The organism is Neobacillus sp. 19 (genome assembly GCF_049463095.1).
Taxonomy (GTDB): domain Bacteria; phylum Bacillota; class Bacilli; order Bacillales; family Cytobacillaceae; genus Neobacillus.
This window is the reverse complement of the sequence record NZ_JBMPZU010000063.1, coordinates 50724-68828: the sequence shown is the minus strand read 5'-3', so window position 1 is coordinate 68828 and position 18105 is coordinate 50724. Positions and strand designations below refer to the sequence as shown.

Here is an 18105-nt window from a genome sequence, read left to right as displayed (position 1 = left end):
GATAAGAAGAAATTGTTCGTTAAATATCTTCCAGTATCTTTGTTTTCATCAATGACCCTTATTTTTGAGATTTTTTACTTTACAGTTCATAAATTATGGAAGGTAAAAGGTAGTCAAAAAAATATGATGCACACTGCCTTCCTTCTAGTATTCGGTCCATACGTTATATTGAATGTATGGTTTCTTCATTTATCAAAAGGAAAATTTCTTTTATACTCATTACTTAATTTAATTGCAGATTTAATATATGCTTTTCCAGTAATAGCTTTATTGAAAAAGCTTAACGTTTTTCAAATTAAGGTTAAATCCATTAATTTCTTTTTGTTAATCTATTTAGATGCATTGCTTAACTTTGCATTCCAAAAGTTTATTGAAAAAATATACCCTCAAACTAATAGCTAGAAATTTACCTAGCTATTTTTTGTGTCAATTACATACAACTCTTCTTCAACTATCCTGCTTCGTTAGCGTAAGTTTGCTTAATCCGTTCACCAATTTCGTCGCGGCCCCGCTGAAATTTGGGCCACTCTTTAACGGCCGGGTCATCGAATCCCCAGTGTTCCCGCCGTCCATGTGGTGGTGTCATTGGGCATTTGTCAGCGGCATCGCCACATAAAGTAACAACTAAATCTGCATTGTTTAATATCTGCGGGTCAATATGTCAGAAGCTTGATTGGAGAATATCAATGCCAGCTTCTTTCATTGCCTTACTACAATTTTCTTATCTGCTCTTCGGTTGAACTATAGGCACCTTTTAAGTTTTCTTGCTTATAATTAATCAAGAGCTAATGGATAGGGGTGTGTTTATTGCCAGCGATTACCGGGCAGGTTCAAATTCTTAATATAGGTGGTGGCATTACACAAGTTGGAGATAGTCTATTTATATCACCAAAAGAAGGTGCAAAGACGTTTGCAGGCTGTGGGGGATTTAACACAGGCGGATTGGTTGTTGCCAATAATGGAATAAGTTCTACCAACACTCTTGACCCTAATATTATAGATCAACCGATTGCAGGAAATAATTAGGGTAGGTAGTCCTAGATAAACAATATACAAAAAGTGAGTGTCAAATTGGCTGTGAATTTGGCACTCATATCTGATTCCTTTTATTTCGTAAGTAAATCTTTTAAGGCTGGGCGGAGTTTTGGGTGCATGAAGGTAAACCCATTTTCGCTTAACACTTTCGGAACAACATGTTGACCCTCAAGAACAAGTTTACTTTTTCGTCCTAGTATGAATCTCATAACGAAAGAAGGAACAGGTAACCAATGTGGACGATGTAAAACAGAACCAATCGTTTTACCAAAAGACTTCATACGAACTGGAGTGGGAGCTGTGACGTTAACCGGTCCACGTAAATTGGGATGATTAATGACAAATTCTATAGCTCGGACAACATCTGTCATATGAACCCAAGATACCCATTGTTCGCCTGTACCCACTGTACCACCAGCAAACAATCTATATGGCAGCACCATAAGGGGAAATGCTCCACCTTCCTTATCAAGCACAACACCGAATCTCATCAGCGCTGTTCGGGTTCCAACTGTTTCTGCTTGTTTAGCTTTGTTTTCCCAGTCATATACAGTCTGACCTAGAAAATCATTTGATGTTTCTAACGAATCTTCCGTATATGTAGCACGTATTGACGCGGGATATATGCCAATCGCACTGGCATTGATCAATACAGCTGGTTTACTAGGTAATAGGGATATGATTCGTACTAATTCATCTGTTGCTGCCATCCGGCTAGTATAAATTTGTTTCTTATGGTTGGTATTCCATCTTCCATTATTTATTGAAACCCCTGCTAAATTAATAAATACATCGGAATCTCTCAATTCATTTTCAGGAGAAGTTCCTTCTTCAAGCCATTGTACATAATGAACATTGCCTGAATTCTTTTTTGCTTTCCTTGTTAAGATAATAATTTTATGGCCCGCCCTTATTAGGTGATCAGTCAATTTCTGTCCTATAAATCCCGAACCGCCAGCAATAACAATCTTCATTCCATCCCTCCCATGCAAAATGATTTCATTTTTTTAAAAATCCAGTTATCGAATAAAATAACGGCCTAAAAGATTGCCAACTAGAAAAACCAGGATCATGATCAGACTAACCGGGAGACTGGTGAATAGCAAGTGCCAGTCCATCTGTCCATATTCGGCTAAAAAATAATAGGTAAGAAGGCAGTAAGGGATAAGGAGGAACAGTGACGTGATAATGCCAGGTGTGTAGCCCCTGAACATGATGGTTTGAACAATATGCATGAATGCCTGCAAAACAAATAAATTGAGAATGGCTGTAAATAATAGAAAACCCCCTCCGTTAGCGGCCATGACTGCAGTGAATGTGATAATCAGTAAAATCCATGCAGCCGAAACAGCAAGCTGGGCAGCGGTCGAACCTAGTTTCTCCCTCAATTTTAATGTTCGTTCGACGAAGTTCGTTTTCGGATATTTGTTTCTGTTTGCAGCCATGGAAGATTCAATCGTTATGATCTCTTCTAAGTCATGGAAAATAAAAATGATGGGAAACAACCAAATGAATGTTTTTAGATCCAAAAATGGATGGAGCGCCCCTAGCATCTTTCCTGCCCCCTTTTCGATGGTAGAATTGCGTTTTATCCAAGACAGCCCGTCTGTTAGTTTGTTCATTTTATGGGACAGAACAGTAAAGTATGCCAAAGGTCACCCAAGAGATTTTTTGAATACACATGCCCTTAATTAACATCCTTGTGTGATACATCCGTTAGGAGCTGACCGCCAGCTAATTTTTGATAATGGGCTAGGGAAAGCAATGGAAAAACATATTCATAACAATGATAATTGAGATAAAAGGATCCTGCCATTCCCCTTCCTTTTGGGTAGGTCGTCGTCCAATCTTTTTCCTTATGATCCACTAAAAAAGCTGCACCATTTTCAATTTCAGGTGTCACTCCAGTTGCGGCCGCGATGAGTGTGTCAAGGGCCCAAGCGGTATGAGTGCGGGAACTTTCGCCCAGCGGCACATAGGAATTTTTCGTATCACTTTTACAGGATTCTCCCCACCCCCCGTCGGGATTCTGAATTTCCCGCAGCCAAGTTAGCGCTTTTTGAATAGCTGGATGATTCGGGGAAACCCCCACTGCAACCATTCCTGTTACAGCCGCCCATGTGCCATAAATATACACACCCCATCGCCCCACCCAGGAACCATCGGATTTTTGCTGTCGCAACAGCCAACGAATCCCACGTTTCACCATGGGATGGTGCTGATCCAAATGGGTATAGTTTCCGAAGAACTCTAAAGTCCTTCCCGTTAGATCAACCGTCGACGGGTCAATCAATAAATCCTTTCCACCCTCTATCGGTAACAAGTTCAACACTTTCTTGTTCACATTCTTTTCGAATGCCGCCCAACCGCCGTCATTGTTTTGCATGGAAATGAGCCAGTTTATTCCCCGATCCCATGCCTGCCGGCAATCCACTTGCTCTTTAGCCAACGTACGAATCGCCCTCAGTGCAGCGGTTGTGTCGTCAATATCTGGGTGGATCGTGTTCAAGTCCGCAAACCCCCAGCCTCCAGGTAACAGGTTCGGTTCATGAATGACCCAATCCCCGTATTTGAGGTGCTGACGGGAGAGAATGTACTGATTGGCCTTTTGAATCGTGTCGGATGAATAGGGAACTCCGGATTCTTGCAGAGCATAATTAATTAAAGTCGTATTCCAGACAGAAGCCGTCGTATACTGGCAGTGAAGTTCTCCGTCAATCCGGCAGGTCATCGCTTTTAAACCTTGCACGGCACGAGTAATCACCGGATGTGTATTCGTATACCCCCTCGCCAGTAAGGCATAAATCATGAGAGAAGTCGTGCTGAAATAATTTAAATAGGTGCCGTCCGGTTCAATTCGGTCCAGCATATATTTTTCGGCGCGATATAAAGTCAACTCGCGGAGGTTTCCATGGTATTTCAAGCCCTGAATCCCCTTTTTAATCAATTTGACCAACGAACGGGCCTCTTCTGTTTGATCCTTTGTAAAAAAACGAACTTCTTTTTTTTGAAACAAATCGGAGAGATCAGGTGATCGCTCTGTTCTCCTGCGAAAATTCGTATTGGCGAGAATCAAAAAAGGGATAATGTTCGCTCTTCCGTACACGGAGAGGTCAAAAAGGTTGATTGGAAAGGAGTCTGGTAAAAGCATCACTTCAATATTAATGGGAAAATGCGGCCACGGACATTGTCCTGTTATGGCCAACATGAGCTTCAAAAACATATGGACTTCCGAGGCCCCTCCGTTTGCCATAATAAACCTTCTAGCTGCCCGGATTTCCTGGTCCTTCAGGTTCCGGTAACCAGAATAAAGAAGGGCATAATAGGCTTCCACAGTGGCTGTCAGATTCCCTTTTTCCTCATCATGAAATAGCTTCCATGATCCATCTTCCTGTTGTTTTCCAGCGATACGTTTCACCAATTCTTTTATGAACTCCTCGTCACGTATCTCCAATGTCCGTAATAAGATAATCATACTGCAGTCTGTCGCAATCCCGGTCTCGAAAGGATAATTCCAGGCCCCGTCCTCTGATTGGTCTCGGGCGAACTGATCGGCAATTCTGTTCATCTCCTTATATACCCGATGCCTCATAGTACCCATCCTCTCCCCAAAATTCTTCTTTGTATTCATATTCCGTGAGCAATATGAATATGCATTCCTTTGACGGGGAGGCCGAGACAGTAAGAAAAGCGCAAGCGCCCTGGTCAGCGGCGTATGGCCTGGAGCACTCCAACTGAGATAAAGGAAACACGAAGAGCCGGAGGCGATTCGATGTTGACTTATCGTAGGGCGGAGTGCGAAGGACACTAGCCGTTAGGGCGCTGGAGCTGGACAATTCTCAAAGTTGAAATATTATTCTTTCATTTCTTTCAATATAAACTTTGATAAAGGGTGATGCCGTTTTTGCTAGACTCTTTCTCAGATGTCAAAAAAGAATTGAAAAAAAGGATGAAAAAGAAATCTTCCGGCCAATTGCCCTGGTTATCAGAAAAAGATAAACAACGCATTCACCTTATAAGAGAACAGACGAGACAACTTAACCAAAACAATGTAGCACGGACGCAAGCTTATTTTCAGTTTTACCTTAAGCACCCTGAAATACATTGGGCCCTTCTCGGACATATGGTATCGCGAAACGTCGGTTGGAACATGACGGATTTAAAAGGGGAATTACTGACAAAACTTCTGCCTGAAAGAGACCAGATGGCCTTTTTTTCCTTTTTGGAACGCGGCAGCTGGTTGATTTTTCAAGATGTGTATCCTCAATTTTTGGTTTATGACCTGAGTGTGAGGTCCAGCCAAGAGATGTTCCACCTTTTACCTCATCTTTCCACTTCCACCTTCATGGAGACGTTGTGGCGTTATTTTTGGCACAGTGGAGATAGCTATACGTTGGCGATTGCGACGGTGATCAATGAACAAAGCTATTTGGAAAAAAGATTGATTCAAAATAATCATTTCAAAAATACCGTAACTGGTACGGTCAGCCTCAAAATGTATGATTTTTTGCGACTCAATAATATTCTTTTTCCCTACTATGAAGGGGAAAAAAGGGAGAAACCTTCACTTGCCGGAGCCACCTCACGGCATTTCACTTCGCTCCACGAAAGAATTTTATTCGGAAAACAATTGTATTCCCTGCTTTTTCAGCGGGAAGAGATTCTGGCGGGAGTCTTGAATTGGGCGCATAAACGCCCTCACACAGGCTCACGGAAAGATTATTGGCCTGATTTGTTTAATGATGTAAACGAATCTTTTCCCCGTTCCCTTTATAAACGACGGGTGAAAAATTGCATGTTGAGAAAGGGCGCCGAGCGGCTGTACAGCCCGCCTTTAAAATACGCCTGGCCGAATACGCCTCATGAAGACGTGGAGAGCGGAGATTGGTTTGAAGATTGGCATGTTCTGGAATATATTGATAAAGAAGTCAGTATGAATGGCGAGATTTTAACTAATTATTGCAAAACCCTTGAAACAATTGAACTTGCGATTATGGCGAAGGAAGCCCTTCTGTTACGAGAAGAAGAAGAATCATAAGCCAAGAAGGATACTTGGTTTAACCCTTTGTAAATGGCCCTTTTAAAGGTCTTTTACAAAGGGTTAATCTTTTTCGCCCTTCAAAGGCTTGGGCCATACCTTCTAAAAGGCTTCCCCTCGCTTCATTGTTAAATCGCCCCCGGCACTTCACTAACCAATACAAAAAATCAATTCCACAAAACCTTTTCGATCAATGAACACATTAAAAGACGAAAAAACTGGATGGTACAAACATCCAGTTAGGGAACTTAGAATAGAAAACCTTTATGGGCCGTAATTAATAGCTACAGCAATGATGACAAATATGACTTCAAGGGCTAATATGCAAAGGAATAGCGGCCACAAAAATTTATACCAGCGGTCGATGGGGACACAGGCGATCCCGCAAACAACGGCAACCGTATGAGGCCATAACATACTGGCAAACCCATCTCCAAACTGAAAAGCAAGTACGGCAATTTGGCGATTGAGATCAAGAAGATCAGAAAGTGGGACCATAATTGGCATGGACGTAGCAGCCTGGGCACTTCCGGAAGCAATAAAAAAGTTGATTCCTGTCTGTAAGAAGACCATGGATGAGCCAGCTGCTGCAGGTGATAAATCCTTCACACCTGAAGCCATAGAATGAACAATGGTATCAATGATATGACCATCTTGTAAAATAACTAAAATCGCGTTTGCCATCCCAATAATAAGGGCACCGAATATCACGTTTTTACATGCTTCAATAAAAACTTCGGATATTTGGCCAAATTTCATCCCATTCACAAGTCCAATCACAATCATCATCATAACCAACACACTGGATAATTCCCCCAGGTACCACTCAAATTTAACTGTTCCCGTTACAAGCGTAACAATCGTAAGTACAAACAAGACTAAGCTAATTTTATGCCGGGTTGAAAATTTGGTCGTGACGATATCCGATTGGTTAATATCTGTGAGAAAAGGAAACTTTATATCTTTGACAATACTTTTTTCTGGATTGGCTTTTACTTGTCTTGCATAGCGCATCACAAAAAATATCGAGAGAGCCATAAAGCAGATAAAGGCGATGATTCGAAATCCGATTCCGGAGAACATGGGAATTTCTGCAATACTTTGCGCAATCCCAATCGTAAATGGATTCGTGATCGCTGCTGAAAAACCTGTAGCTACTCCGACATAGACAATCGCAAGTCCAACAAACGCATCATACCCGAGAGCAACCGTAATACCCATCATTAACGGAATGTAGCCATAACTCTCCTCATACATACCGAACGTAGCACCCATTAATCCAAAAATTAGCATGAATACCGGAATAAACAAAAATTCCTTTCCTTTTGTTTTACGGACGAGCGCACCCACTCCACTGTTAAAGGCACCTGTTTTCGTCAGCATAAAAACAAATCCGTAGGCAATAAACACATAAAAAATGATTGGTGCGGCATTGACCATTCCTTTATGAATACTCATGAACATATCAAAAGGATTAACGGGAGATTGTTCAAGCGAATGGTACGATCCGGGAACAACGACAGAGTTCCCCGTTCCTGGGTCTTCCACCCTTTCAAATTCACCAGCCGGAATAATATACGTTAAAATTGTCGCAAAAATAATAATCATGCCCATAAAAACATAGCTATGCGGCATGGTTAGTTTTAATCGTTTTTTCTCTTTAAGCGGAACCACTTGCGGCTCCCTTTCTAGATTTTGCATGAAGTCCTCCTTAAAAAATCCATCGTCGTTTCGTTACTTTTCATCATCCAAGTATTCAATCGTTGCTGCTGCTAATACTTTGGATGCAACAAGGATGGCACGTTCGTCAATCTTAAATTTGGGGTGATGATAGGGATAGACTGATTCGTCCTCAGGATTCGCCGAACCAGTAAAGAAATAAGTACCAGGAATCTTTTGGGTGTAATACGCAAAGTCTTCTGCCCCCATCATCGGTTCTACTTCGATCATATTATGTACATCGGTTACTTGTTTAGCAGAGTCTACTAGTAGATTAGTAATGTCCGGGTGATTATAAGTAGCTGGATAACCTCGTAGATATGTATAGTTGTACGTTGACCTTGCCCCTAGGCATGTGGCAGAAGTAATTTCTTCAATTATTTTTTCTACATCTGTGCGGATTTCTTCTTCAAAGGCCCGAACTTCTCCTGTTATCTTTGCTTCCCCATTAACAATATTCGTAGCCGTTCCGGAATGAAAAGTTCCAATAGAAACAACGGCCGATTTTAAAGGATTGACACGCCTCGATACAATATGCTGTAAATTACAAACAAGCTGTGCCCCAACCACTAAAGCATCTTTCGTATGATGAGGTGCTTGTGCATGGCCCCCTTGCCCTAGGACATCAATATAAAATTCATCTGCGCAGGACATGATATATCCGCTCCGATAGGCGATCGTTCCAACAGGATAATCATTCTCCATATGGGTCGCGAAGATCACATCGACCCCGTCTAAGCAGCCATCTTCGATCATGGCGATTGCACCGCCGGGAAGGACTTCTTCCGCATGCTGATGGATAAACACGATGTTTCCTTTTAGTTGAGCTCTGTTTTCAGAAAATACTTTTGCAAGACCTAATACAATCGCAGTATGGGCATCATGACCACATGCATGCATGACACCTGGGACTTTGGACTGGAAGGGCAAATCCGTCTCCTCATGAATAGGCAGCGCATCGAAATCGGCTCTAATTGCAACTGTCTTTCCCGGCTGACCACCCGTTAATTTGGCAACAACCCCTCTTCCGCCAACCTCAGTCTTCACCTCTAACCCTAATTCACGCAAAAATCCGGCAATAAATGCAGGTGTGTGAACCTCCTGAAAGGACAGCTCCGGATTCATATGCAGTTCCCTGCGGATTTCTACCATTTCAGGAAAGATCCCTTCTAAGCGGTTAAATAGTGTTTGTAGCATGTTCATCACCCTTAAAAAAGTAGTAGGTATCAAAATACCATATACAAATATTTGTGTCAATTCATACCAATCGAAATTTTCTGATTAAATAAAATGCATCATTTTGAAGGGCAAAAATGAATGAGAAATTTGATAAAGAGAAAGAACTTTGGAATCAAATTCACCTGCTTCGTGAAGAAATGGTTCGAACTCACTCAGTAACAACGACCTAATATGAATCATAATTTGTTGATGAGAGTACACGTTGTCTCTCTATTCGTAGGATTTGGATGCGGAGGTTGTTTTGGCTTTAGTTGTTTTAGACTTGGTATCGGTTTTATATAATAAGAATGTATCCCTGCTGATCTTCGCAGGGGAATTCCTATATTCTCTATGAAAGTTAATGTTTCTTTTTCAACTAATCTCCCTTTACTTCAATAAAAAAAGCGTCTCCACCTTATTGTAGAAACGCACCCTTGCTGCCGTTTGGTTAATAAAGAATTCAAAAAAAAAAGGGGGGTCACCCTTCTTGGATCAACGCACACTATGGTTGAAGAAGAAACCAGTCCAACTTTTGCATATGCAGAAATTAGTTATTTATGATTTTAATTTCTTTTATCGGATAAAAAACAACATTTGTTGTTCCTATTACCTTTTCCATTGGAATCGCACCAATATGACGGCTGTCTGTACTATGCCTTCTGTTATCTCCCATTACAAACAAACAACCTTTAGGAACAGTATCACTACCTACTGCGGTCTCCTTTAAAGTGAAAGAGTCCGTTAATGTTCCTTCATTTATTCCTTTCTTATACTTTTCTAAGTAAATTTCGTTATATACCTTCCCATTTATATATAAAACATCATTTTTATACTCTATTCTGTCACCTGGGAGCCCGATTACGCGTTTAATGTAATCCTTGCCATCTGGGGCGTGAAACACAACAATATCAAATCTTTTCGGTTCCCCAATTTTTGTTACAATCATACGGTCTTCGTCCTGGAGAGTGGGGTTCATTGAAGCACCGTCAACAACAATGGGGGTAAAGAAAAAAGTTCGAATAATAAATATTAAAACAAGTGCACCCATTATTGATTTAACCCATTCATACGTTTCATTTTTCTTCTTTGTCATCACTCAACCTCCGCCTAAATTTATACCCTTATTTTACCATGTGTAATTAAATATTTCTTATTTTTCTACAGCTATCCTGCCAGTTACTTGAAATAAGAACATAACCTATTTCTCATCTCCCCTTAAATCTTTAAGTTCTTTATGCATCGATAGCAGCTGGTCCTTGACTATCAGCACCCTATGTTAAAATATCCATCTAAAAATAGTGATAATCCCTATTAATGTAAAGAAAAAAGTTAATACTAAAATAGAGATACATCCAATGGTCACTAACTTATCACCTAATGTTTCAGTAGGTTCTTCCACTAATTTTTCTTTAACTTTATCCTGAATAGGAGAGTACCCCTGAACTAATTGCAATTTTTGTATTATTTCAGGATTACCTTTAAATTTTAAAGCTCTTGATATTCTATATGGATCATTCCCCTCAGATTGTTCGAACGCAGCACACGCGTTTATCATTTCAAGGGTCTTATTCTCTTCTAGATACCAGTATCGACCAGCCATTGTAGGATATCTTAATTCGAAATAAATGTCTCCCAATTTTTTACGGAGGTCTAATTCATTAGGATAGGTTGATATTAACCCGTGTAGCCTATCCCTCGCTTTTCCTAAATCATTTTTTTTAATGTCTTCCTCAATTTTTTTAAGCGTCTTTACAGGTATCTTTTCTATAAAAAACACCTCATTTTTATCTTTACTCTTCTACATTTTTATTTCTCGATAGTTTCTATTAATTCCTTCTTTCACTAACCTGATCCTTTACTTCAATAAGAAAAAAGAACCGCAGAATTTACGATTCTTCTTAAACTCTTGCAACCGTTAGCATAAGTACATTTCTTCACAATCTAGCCCAATTCTTGAAAATTTTTTCGAAATTAAGCTGGTATTGATAAACAAAAAAAGATAATTTAGACGGTTATCAGTTAATATGGTCATTTTTTCTCATATTGTAATCTATAACAAAAAATGTGATAGAAGTAACAATTATAAAGATTGTATTTAGCTTATTGGAAATTAACGCATACTGTGCTAGTAATAAGGAGGATAATATAATTAAAGTTCCAATCACTTTTAAAATCAAATACTTTCCTTTATAATACTTTGACATATATATATTCTTCTCCTTAAAGGACGTTAGACATTTTTATTAAATGAAAAATATTTACTGTATTAATTCAATAAAACAGGCATTTATTTTAATGGATCAGTCACCTCAAGGCATTTTCCATTATACGCGTCCATCCTAACGGTTGGTTCTTCCCCATTTTTAGTTTTCAGTGTAACACTCAACTCGCGTTGATTAGTGAATTGATTAAAAAAACCACTCTTTGTATCAATAGACAATTTCCCCAGTGTAATGTCATTAAAATAAATTTCAACGGCTTTTATTCCCAATTTTTTAGGAGGGACGTTCAAACACAAAATTGCATAACCTGTGGCTTCATCAGTTGTCAATCTGGGCTTTTGGTATACATAGGCAATCCAAATGATCAGTAACACTAAAATGAGAAAACCTTCTTTCTTCAAGTTTGCGGCCTATAACACGTTACAATCACCCTATCCAATATTGTATAAAATTGTAATTCGACAATCTCCTCCAAAAGTCCTGCCTTATTGCACTCTCCTGCCAATTATTTCAATAAGAATAGCCATACTTCCTTCTTGAAGTATGGCTACCAATTAGTTTATGTACATTTATTCTCAAATGATGAAGGTAGAAAAATGTATATCTGTAATTAAACGCCGAACGCTAAAAACCCCCATAACCTTCCATCCTTCATTTCATAGCAGTTTCCAAATATGCCAACAGCCCAAAAAGTTATTATTCTGCCGTTTTCATATTCGAATTTTCTTTCAAAAATATTAAAAATAATCCTTTCTGCAAACATACCAGACCTAGTTGCAATTTCCTTACCGTCTTTTACACACCAGTGGTTAAATTTCTCACATTTAATATCTAACTTTTGTAAAGTCCAACTTTCGAATTGTGCTTCAGAAGGAGCAGTTGCTACCATAACTGTTAAAAGCAATATAACCACCGTTACAAGCACGATTCTAAAATTCGTTTTAAATTTACTTTTCACTATTTTTCTCCTTGGCTTATAACGTCTTCCTAATCAACTTAGTTTTAGTAGTATTTTTCCTCTACATTTTTTCATAAATCTTTCTAAACTATTATTCTTATTGTAACTTATTATAATAATCTATGAATGGAAAAATTCGAATTTTTGGGAATGACTATCTGTAATTAACCTGCCACGTTAATGCAATCAAAAAAATGGATCGCTACAGCAATCCCATCTTGAAGTAATGCACCCGTAAGTGTAGGTACATTTTTTCACAATCTTACCTTCATCACCATAGGAAATAGTTACTTCAACTTAAGTTACTTTTTATTTCCTTACAATCTTTATAGATGCACTAGACGGCGTAAGGAATTTCTTTTCCCCAATGGAAAAATCAGATTTTTGACGCTTTATTTCTGCATATTGAACTACCTTTCCTTTATTAAGAAAAACCAATAGATATATATCGTCCCTCTTATCAATATTACTTGGGTCTTTAAAATGGACATCTAATTGTTCATCGATACTTTCTTGAGTTGTATAAGGTGGAAAGATAAAGGCTTTGTCCCAAGTGAATTTAGCCAAAGACGTTATATTTATTTCACTTTTACTTTTGTTTTCCACTACCGTATGAATAGACTCTTCTAATTTTTTATTCTGGTGTACATTACTATCACTACATCCGACTAACAAATATAAAGATAAAATGACAATAATAACCTTTTTCAATTTAAATCCCCTTTTCTCAATTAACATAAGAATGCATACACTCACTCTATAATTCACACGATCCAATTTTCTAAATTTTAACATATTTATTCATTTATGTTGGACTTTTTTGAGTATTCTTATTGAACTAAACTGCTCCGTTAGTACAATAACTTCAACTAAAATAAGCGATAATCCTTTTTGAATTATCGCACCCTGTTTGTTTAATAAGAAAACATTATTTTTTTACAATCGGTATATAAATATCAAAATGCGGATCATTCGGATCACGATCAACTGGATAATGTTCATGTTTAATCGGCATATAAGGATCATAGTAATCTACACCAGCTTCTCTTAATGCGGTATAGTCACTATCAAATAACCATTGATGTAAATCCATATAGGTCTTTTGTATATCTTCTCCTTTATTATGGGTCGTCTTTACATACGTCCATTCAGGAACCCATATTTCAATCATCCCATCTGGAATTTCCTGCTCCTCACTCACTTCATACACCGCGTAATGTGCGAATCCATTCTCAATTACATGATAGGATAGACCTAATTGAACATTAGGATTCACCTTATTCTCTAACTCATCGGCACGGTCTTCAACTTGTTGAATGACGTTTTTTAACTTCGGTACAATTTCAGAGAATGTTCCCTCCCATTTTAATCCTACTGTCCGATAGGCCGGTAACGTTATAATTTCATAGCTCAATTTATTCCCTCCATTTCTCCTAAAGAGTCATAAATTCCTTTTAATCAGTTTTCTCTATCTATGGATAAATTACCTTCTTTCACTAACTAAACTGCCTAGTTAATCGAATAATAAAAAATGACCTCCGTAGCGACACTCCTCTTCAATTCTTGCAAACGTTAGCCTAGGAAAATTAAATTAAATAATGGATTTCTTGTACAGTAAAAATTGATTGTGCCATCATTTTGATAATCTGCTACTTCAATTTCTTATTTTCCCAACCTAAATCTCTAATATCGTGAATATCAAGGTTAATTGGGTGAAATTGACCACCACTCTAAAAGTTAATACGCTCATCCCCCTCTTTAGCTCTTGCCCCTATTAGCGCAATAAAGATTCTCTAATTTAGAGTCCCATTGCTCAGCACAACAAGAAAAAAGCCGCCAATTATAGCGGCCTTTCTTCAATTTTTTGTTTTATATGTGTATATAACCTTATTTACTCACCTACTAGTCCATCACCATCTCGATCGTCCATATATTTATAAAGCCAGTGATCACTCGTTATTGGCATGCTATAACCTGCTGCTTTTGCTTCTTTAATCGTCACTTGTCCATTACCATCTGTATCAACACTAGAAATATCTTCAGTGCCATTCGAGTTATTAGAACTAGTTGACTTATTTGAGTTAGTTGATTTACTTTCAGTTAAGCCTAGAGATTTATTTATCTCATCGGGGTTGCCGTTATCAAACTCATCTACAATCTTATTCCCTTTTAAAGTGTAAGTGTACTTATAATGAGAAGGAATCTGCGTTTTCGTATTAGGATATGTGATTATTGCTTCGAAATGAGCAGCCCCACCTGCTTTCCGAATGGCATCTTCCATATATGCTTGATCACCATGTCGGTTAAGCGTACTGTCTTGTGGAGTAATATTGTAAGCATTAGATACCCCTCCGAGAGAATCTGCAATGATATGTCCTTCATCTAAATCTGCTCTTTCTACACCAGGAACTTTTGCTTCATCTTCGTAGTATCTGCCAGACGATGTTACAGGTTCGCTACGATCATCTTGTAGAACGATTTCTTCTGCAATGACACGGACTACTTGCCCGTGTTCATTCGTAAAGGACCAATACTCTCGGTCCCCAAAACCAATGTCAACGACGACGTTAGGTTCTCGATGTCCAGACAAATCACCACCATCAATTTCAATTAGTTTGTAACCTTTAAACAATTGATCTTTTGATTCTGTTGATGTTTCCTCTACCACTTGTTTTTCAGTCGAAGTTTTTTCTTTTTCACTATTTTTTGTAATTACTTCTTGTGAATCAGCTTTCCCATCAGTATTTGATACATCTTCTATGTTAGTACAACCAACTATTAAGATGGCAGTTAAAAGTAAGATAAAATAGTTTATTTTCTTTTTCATTTTAGGACTCCTTATAGTATTTTTCACTGAATATTCTAGAGATCTATGATTAAAACATAAATTAACATTGTAAACCTATTTATAGTAGTATATTACAATATCAATTTTATTACAGTAAATACTTAGTTCGAAGTATGTAGTGTTAAATTCCAATAAAGATTAGTAGAGTCCATTGCACTGAAAAAGGCACAATTCCAATTCAAGAATTGCGCCCGATTGTTGATGATTGTTAGTTAACTAAAGCACCGGTTAGTTTAAGTGAAAACTTTTACATTCTCTTTCACTCATAAAACTGTAGGATGCCGCGTTCATGCGATCGGCTTATTATAACTTAATTAATAAGATATTTATGTTAAACTTACTTAAAATAACTTCTATAACAACTTATAATGCCTTATTATATAGTTAAGGAGGTCACAAATGAACCAAGAAGAGCGATTAATAAGAATTCTGAATTATTTAGAAGCTCATAAAACAATGAACATTAAACAGATGTGTGAAACGTTTAATATCTCCCGTGATACCGCAAGACGAGACATAGTTAAACTTTCAACAAATAAAGCAGTGGTTAGAACCTATGGTGGAGTTTCTTTAGCATCTTTTCATAAGAAGATTGATAATTATCAAGTGCGGTCACATACTGAATTTGATATGAAAAAATTAATTGGAAAGAAAGCAGCAAATATGATAGCTGACGATGAATTGATTTATCTAGATGTTTCCACCACAGTTAATTTTATTGCTCATTCCATACAGTCAAAACCTGTTACCATTGTGACGAATTCAATTGATACTGCTTATATGTTAGCCCAAACTGAGGATACAAAGATTCAACTCTTAGGTGGAACACTAAATAAGTCATCCAGACATCTCACTGGATATTCAACTATTGAAAAACTTAAAGATTATCACTTTAATAAGGTATTTATTGGAGCAGCAGGTATTACTGAGAACGGTTTATACTATGCATTTGAAGAAGATATTCATTATAAACGTGAATTAATAAAGCATACTGACCAAGTTATTTTATTAGCTGATCATAGCAAATATAATCATCGTCAGAATTATAGAGCTTTAACATTCGAATCAATTGATACGTTCATTACAAATGAAGCACCTCCTAATGATTTATATAATGTTATGGATAAATATGGTGTTGAAGTATTGATTGCAAGTAAAGATTAAAGCTGGGAGATATTCAGAGTTCTTTCATAATTAAACAAGAGGGAGAGAGAGAGTATGTATAATACGATTATTTTTGATGTGGATGGAACGCTTATAGATACAGAAAAGGCAGTTTTAGGGTCACTTCAAAAAGTGCTAAGAACAGACTATGACAAGGTTGTTCCACTTGAAGATTTGTATTTTGTTCTTGGAATTCCTGGGGCTAAATCGTTACCTCAGCTAGGCATTCGAGATATAGACAGGGCTAATGAACGCTGGAATTACTATATGAAGGATTTTTTTCATTCGATAGAAGTTTTTAGCGGCATTAAAGATGTATTAGAGACCTTAAAGGGCAGAGATATTGTTCAAGGAATTGTGACTTCGAAAACCAATGAAGAATTAATAAATGATTTTGTGCCATTTGGACTTTCAAGTTATATGACTCATACAGTGTGTGCTGATGATACAGAAAGACATAAGCCTAATCCAGAACCCATATTAAAGTTTTTGGAGATTTCAGGTGCTGATCAGAAAAAATCTATTTATATTGGGGACACAGTTTACGATTATGAATGTGCAAGGGATGCAGGAATAGACTTTGGTTTAGCTTTATGGGGCTGTAAAAACCACCAGAATATTCAAGCTAAATACAAATTTAAAAGACCGCAGGATATAATTGGCGTACTCTATTAGGGTATTTACAACGGTGTAATCCTCCACAAAGTTGGGATCTAACTGGTAGTTTAAGAGGAGTCGTGAAAAAGTAACTAGCGTTTCTACTCATTGTGGAAACGCTACTGGGCAAAGCTCTAAATGTTTTATCAATGGTACTAGTACGATGGATAAGAATAAGGGTATGGGTATGGGTATGGATGATAGTATGGGTAAGGGTAGCCGCCAATACCAGGTCCGCCTAAACCAAGACCTGGATAATAACCAAGTCCAGAGCCAGGTCCACCTAAACCAAGACCTGGAGCAAAACCAACACCTGAACCAGGGGCACCTATACCTGGACCCCCAAAACCAAGACCGGGACCAAAACCAGCACCAGAGCCAGGTCCGCCTAAACCAAGACCTGGGGTAAAACCAACGCCTGAACCAAGGGCACCTATACCTGGGCCTCCAAAACCATGTCCTGGACCATGACCATGACCTGGACCATGACCTGGACCATGACTTGGACCATGACCATGACCAATCCTCTCATATGTCGAACTATAAGCATTATAATTAAGAATGACATTCATCCTCCTCATTTAATTTACATTAAGCATATGCATATTTGGGATAAATTCCTGGGTATTCGTCCTGATTCTTAAAATATTATATGACAAATGCGGATAGGGAATTTATTTTAGCCAGCCTAAGGCTACTGGGCATACATCCAATCCAAGCGTTGACCTGAGCATAAACTGGTTATAAGTCTAATTCAATAAGGAGTGAACCTCGAATTATGGTATATATACGACAAACGTCACCCTATACCCAGAATCCCTTGGGTCTTCAACATTGTTTGTATCGTTTCACGTATATGCGGCTTAAAAACGGAGATAATTTCTGGTTTTATTTGACGACTGTCGCAGAATCAAGAGCTTATGGTTATAGGTTTTTCGGAGGAAGATGGAATCATTATTCGGTTGCTTTAAGAGATATTGTTTCCGCCCATTGTTCTCCTCCGACTCCAACTCTATATTAAAACACTGCTCCTGACCTTCGGAATTGTTTCGTTCAGTCTACTTTAGAAGGTTCTGGGCTTTTAAAATAACGATTTGAGCTTTATTTTAGGACATTTTTTGTTGAAACCATCTGGATTTTCGTTGTACATTTAAGTTGTTTTGGTTAACTTTAAGCCAAAACACATTTTTTTCACTGCCATTAGCTATGCCCTTGTAAATATATGGATTCAAATTATTCATTACTC

General features: G+C 38.1%; 17 protein-coding genes and 1 pseudogene. 4 read left to right on the top strand and 14 right to left on the bottom strand.

The genetic code is table 11. The features are described 5' to 3' along the window. Window positions 1–451: 451 nt before the first annotated feature. Window positions 452–718, bottom strand: a pseudogene (locus ACO1D1_RS21035) (arsenate reductase); the annotation flags it as partial. 89 nt (window positions 719–807) lie between these two features. On the opposite strand from ACO1D1_RS21035, the gene ACO1D1_RS21030 reads away from it, so the two are divergent. Then, window positions 808–1026 carry a spore germination protein gene (locus tag ACO1D1_RS21030; RefSeq protein WP_423336974.1) on the top strand — a complete coding sequence of 73 codons (219 nt, stop codon included), beginning with the start codon at window positions 808–810 and terminating at the stop codon, window positions 1024–1026. Window positions 1027–1106: 80 nt separating this feature from the next. On the opposite strand, the gene ACO1D1_RS21025 is transcribed toward ACO1D1_RS21030, so the two are convergent. From ACO1D1_RS21025 to shc, 3 genes are all read right to left on the bottom strand, one after another. After that, window positions 1107–2009 (bottom strand): TIGR01777 family oxidoreductase, encoded by a 903-nt coding sequence (locus ACO1D1_RS21025; RefSeq protein WP_423336973.1) that lies wholly within the window; start codon window positions 2007–2009, stop codon window positions 1107–1109. Between the two features lie 45 nt (window positions 2010–2054). Beyond that, window positions 2055–2657, bottom strand: a complete 603-nt coding sequence (locus ACO1D1_RS21020; protein ID WP_423336972.1) for an HXXEE domain-containing protein — start codon at window positions 2655–2657, stop codon at window positions 2055–2057. A 65-nt stretch (window positions 2658–2722) separates the two neighbouring features. After that, a complete protein-coding gene (shc, locus tag ACO1D1_RS21015; protein WP_423336971.1) occupies window positions 2723–4627 on the bottom strand; it encodes a squalene--hopene cyclase in 1905 nt (634 codons plus the stop codon). Window positions 4628–4930: 303 nt separating this feature from the next. Between shc and ACO1D1_RS21010 the strand changes: the two genes are divergently transcribed. Beyond that, the gene (locus ACO1D1_RS21010; RefSeq protein ID WP_423336970.1) at window positions 4931–6073 is read left to right on the top strand and encodes a DUF2515 family protein; all 1143 of its coding nucleotides are present in this window, start codon (window positions 4931–4933) and stop codon (window positions 6071–6073) included. Window positions 6074–6337: 264 nt separating this feature from the next. Here ACO1D1_RS21010 and ACO1D1_RS21005 read toward each other — a convergent pair whose 3' ends face one another. From ACO1D1_RS21005 to ACO1D1_RS20965, 9 genes are all read right to left on the bottom strand, one after another. Continuing rightward, window positions 6338–7774: a YfcC family protein gene (locus tag ACO1D1_RS21005; RefSeq protein ID WP_423336969.1), complete on the bottom strand. Its 1437-nt coding sequence runs from the start codon at window positions 7772–7774 to the stop codon at window positions 6338–6340. 33 nt (window positions 7775–7807) lie between these two features. Beyond that, the gene (locus ACO1D1_RS21000; protein ID WP_423336968.1) at window positions 7808–8989 is read right to left on the bottom strand and encodes an amidohydrolase; all 1182 of its coding nucleotides are present in this window, start codon (window positions 8987–8989) and stop codon (window positions 7808–7810) included. 568 nt (window positions 8990–9557) lie between these two features. Further along, window positions 9558–10103: a signal peptidase I gene (gene lepB / locus ACO1D1_RS20995; RefSeq protein ID WP_423336967.1), complete on the bottom strand. Its 546-nt coding sequence runs from the start codon at window positions 10101–10103 to the stop codon at window positions 9558–9560. A 183-nt stretch (window positions 10104–10286) separates the two neighbouring features. Next, entirely contained in the window at window positions 10287–10778 is a 492-nt protein-coding gene (locus tag ACO1D1_RS20990; RefSeq protein ID WP_423337006.1) for a DUF6584 family protein, read from the bottom strand. 519 nt (window positions 10779–11297) lie between these two features. Continuing rightward, window positions 11298–11633, bottom strand: a complete 336-nt coding sequence (locus tag ACO1D1_RS20985; protein WP_423336966.1) for a hypothetical protein — start codon at window positions 11631–11633, stop codon at window positions 11298–11300. Window positions 11634–11842: 209 nt separating this feature from the next. Next, window positions 11843–12190 (bottom strand): hypothetical protein, encoded by a 348-nt coding sequence (locus ACO1D1_RS20980; protein ID WP_423336965.1) that lies wholly within the window; start codon window positions 12188–12190, stop codon window positions 11843–11845. Window positions 12191–12499: 309 nt separating this feature from the next. After that, entirely contained in the window at window positions 12500–12901 is a 402-nt protein-coding gene (locus tag ACO1D1_RS20975; protein WP_423336964.1) for a hypothetical protein, read from the bottom strand. A gap of 217 nt (window positions 12902–13118) precedes the next feature. Continuing rightward, window positions 13119–13604: a GyrI-like domain-containing protein gene (locus ACO1D1_RS20970; RefSeq protein WP_423336963.1), complete on the bottom strand. Its 486-nt coding sequence runs from the start codon at window positions 13602–13604 to the stop codon at window positions 13119–13121. A gap of 477 nt (window positions 13605–14081) precedes the next feature. Then, window positions 14082–15017, bottom strand: a complete 936-nt coding sequence (locus ACO1D1_RS20965) for a DNA/RNA non-specific endonuclease (protein ID WP_423336962.1) — start codon at window positions 15015–15017, stop codon at window positions 14082–14084. A gap of 420 nt (window positions 15018–15437) precedes the next feature. Here ACO1D1_RS20965 and ACO1D1_RS20960 point away from each other — a divergent pair, with 420 nt between their 5' ends. Both ACO1D1_RS20960 and ACO1D1_RS20955 read left to right on the top strand, forming a co-directional pair. Then, window positions 15438–16202, top strand: coding sequence for a DeoR/GlpR family DNA-binding transcription regulator (locus ACO1D1_RS20960; protein WP_423336961.1), 765 nt, complete (start codon window positions 15438–15440; stop codon window positions 16200–16202). A 54-nt stretch (window positions 16203–16256) separates the two neighbouring features. Next, on the top strand, window positions 16257–16877 hold the full coding sequence (locus tag ACO1D1_RS20955) for an HAD family hydrolase (RefSeq protein WP_423336960.1): 621 nt from the start codon (window positions 16257–16259) through the stop codon (window positions 16875–16877). Between the two features lie 137 nt (window positions 16878–17014). Here ACO1D1_RS20955 and ACO1D1_RS20950 read toward each other — a convergent pair whose 3' ends face one another. After that, on the bottom strand, window positions 17015–17431 hold the full coding sequence (locus ACO1D1_RS20950; RefSeq protein ID WP_423336959.1) for a hypothetical protein: 417 nt from the start codon (window positions 17429–17431) through the stop codon (window positions 17015–17017). Window positions 17432–18105 lie beyond the last annotated feature (674 nt).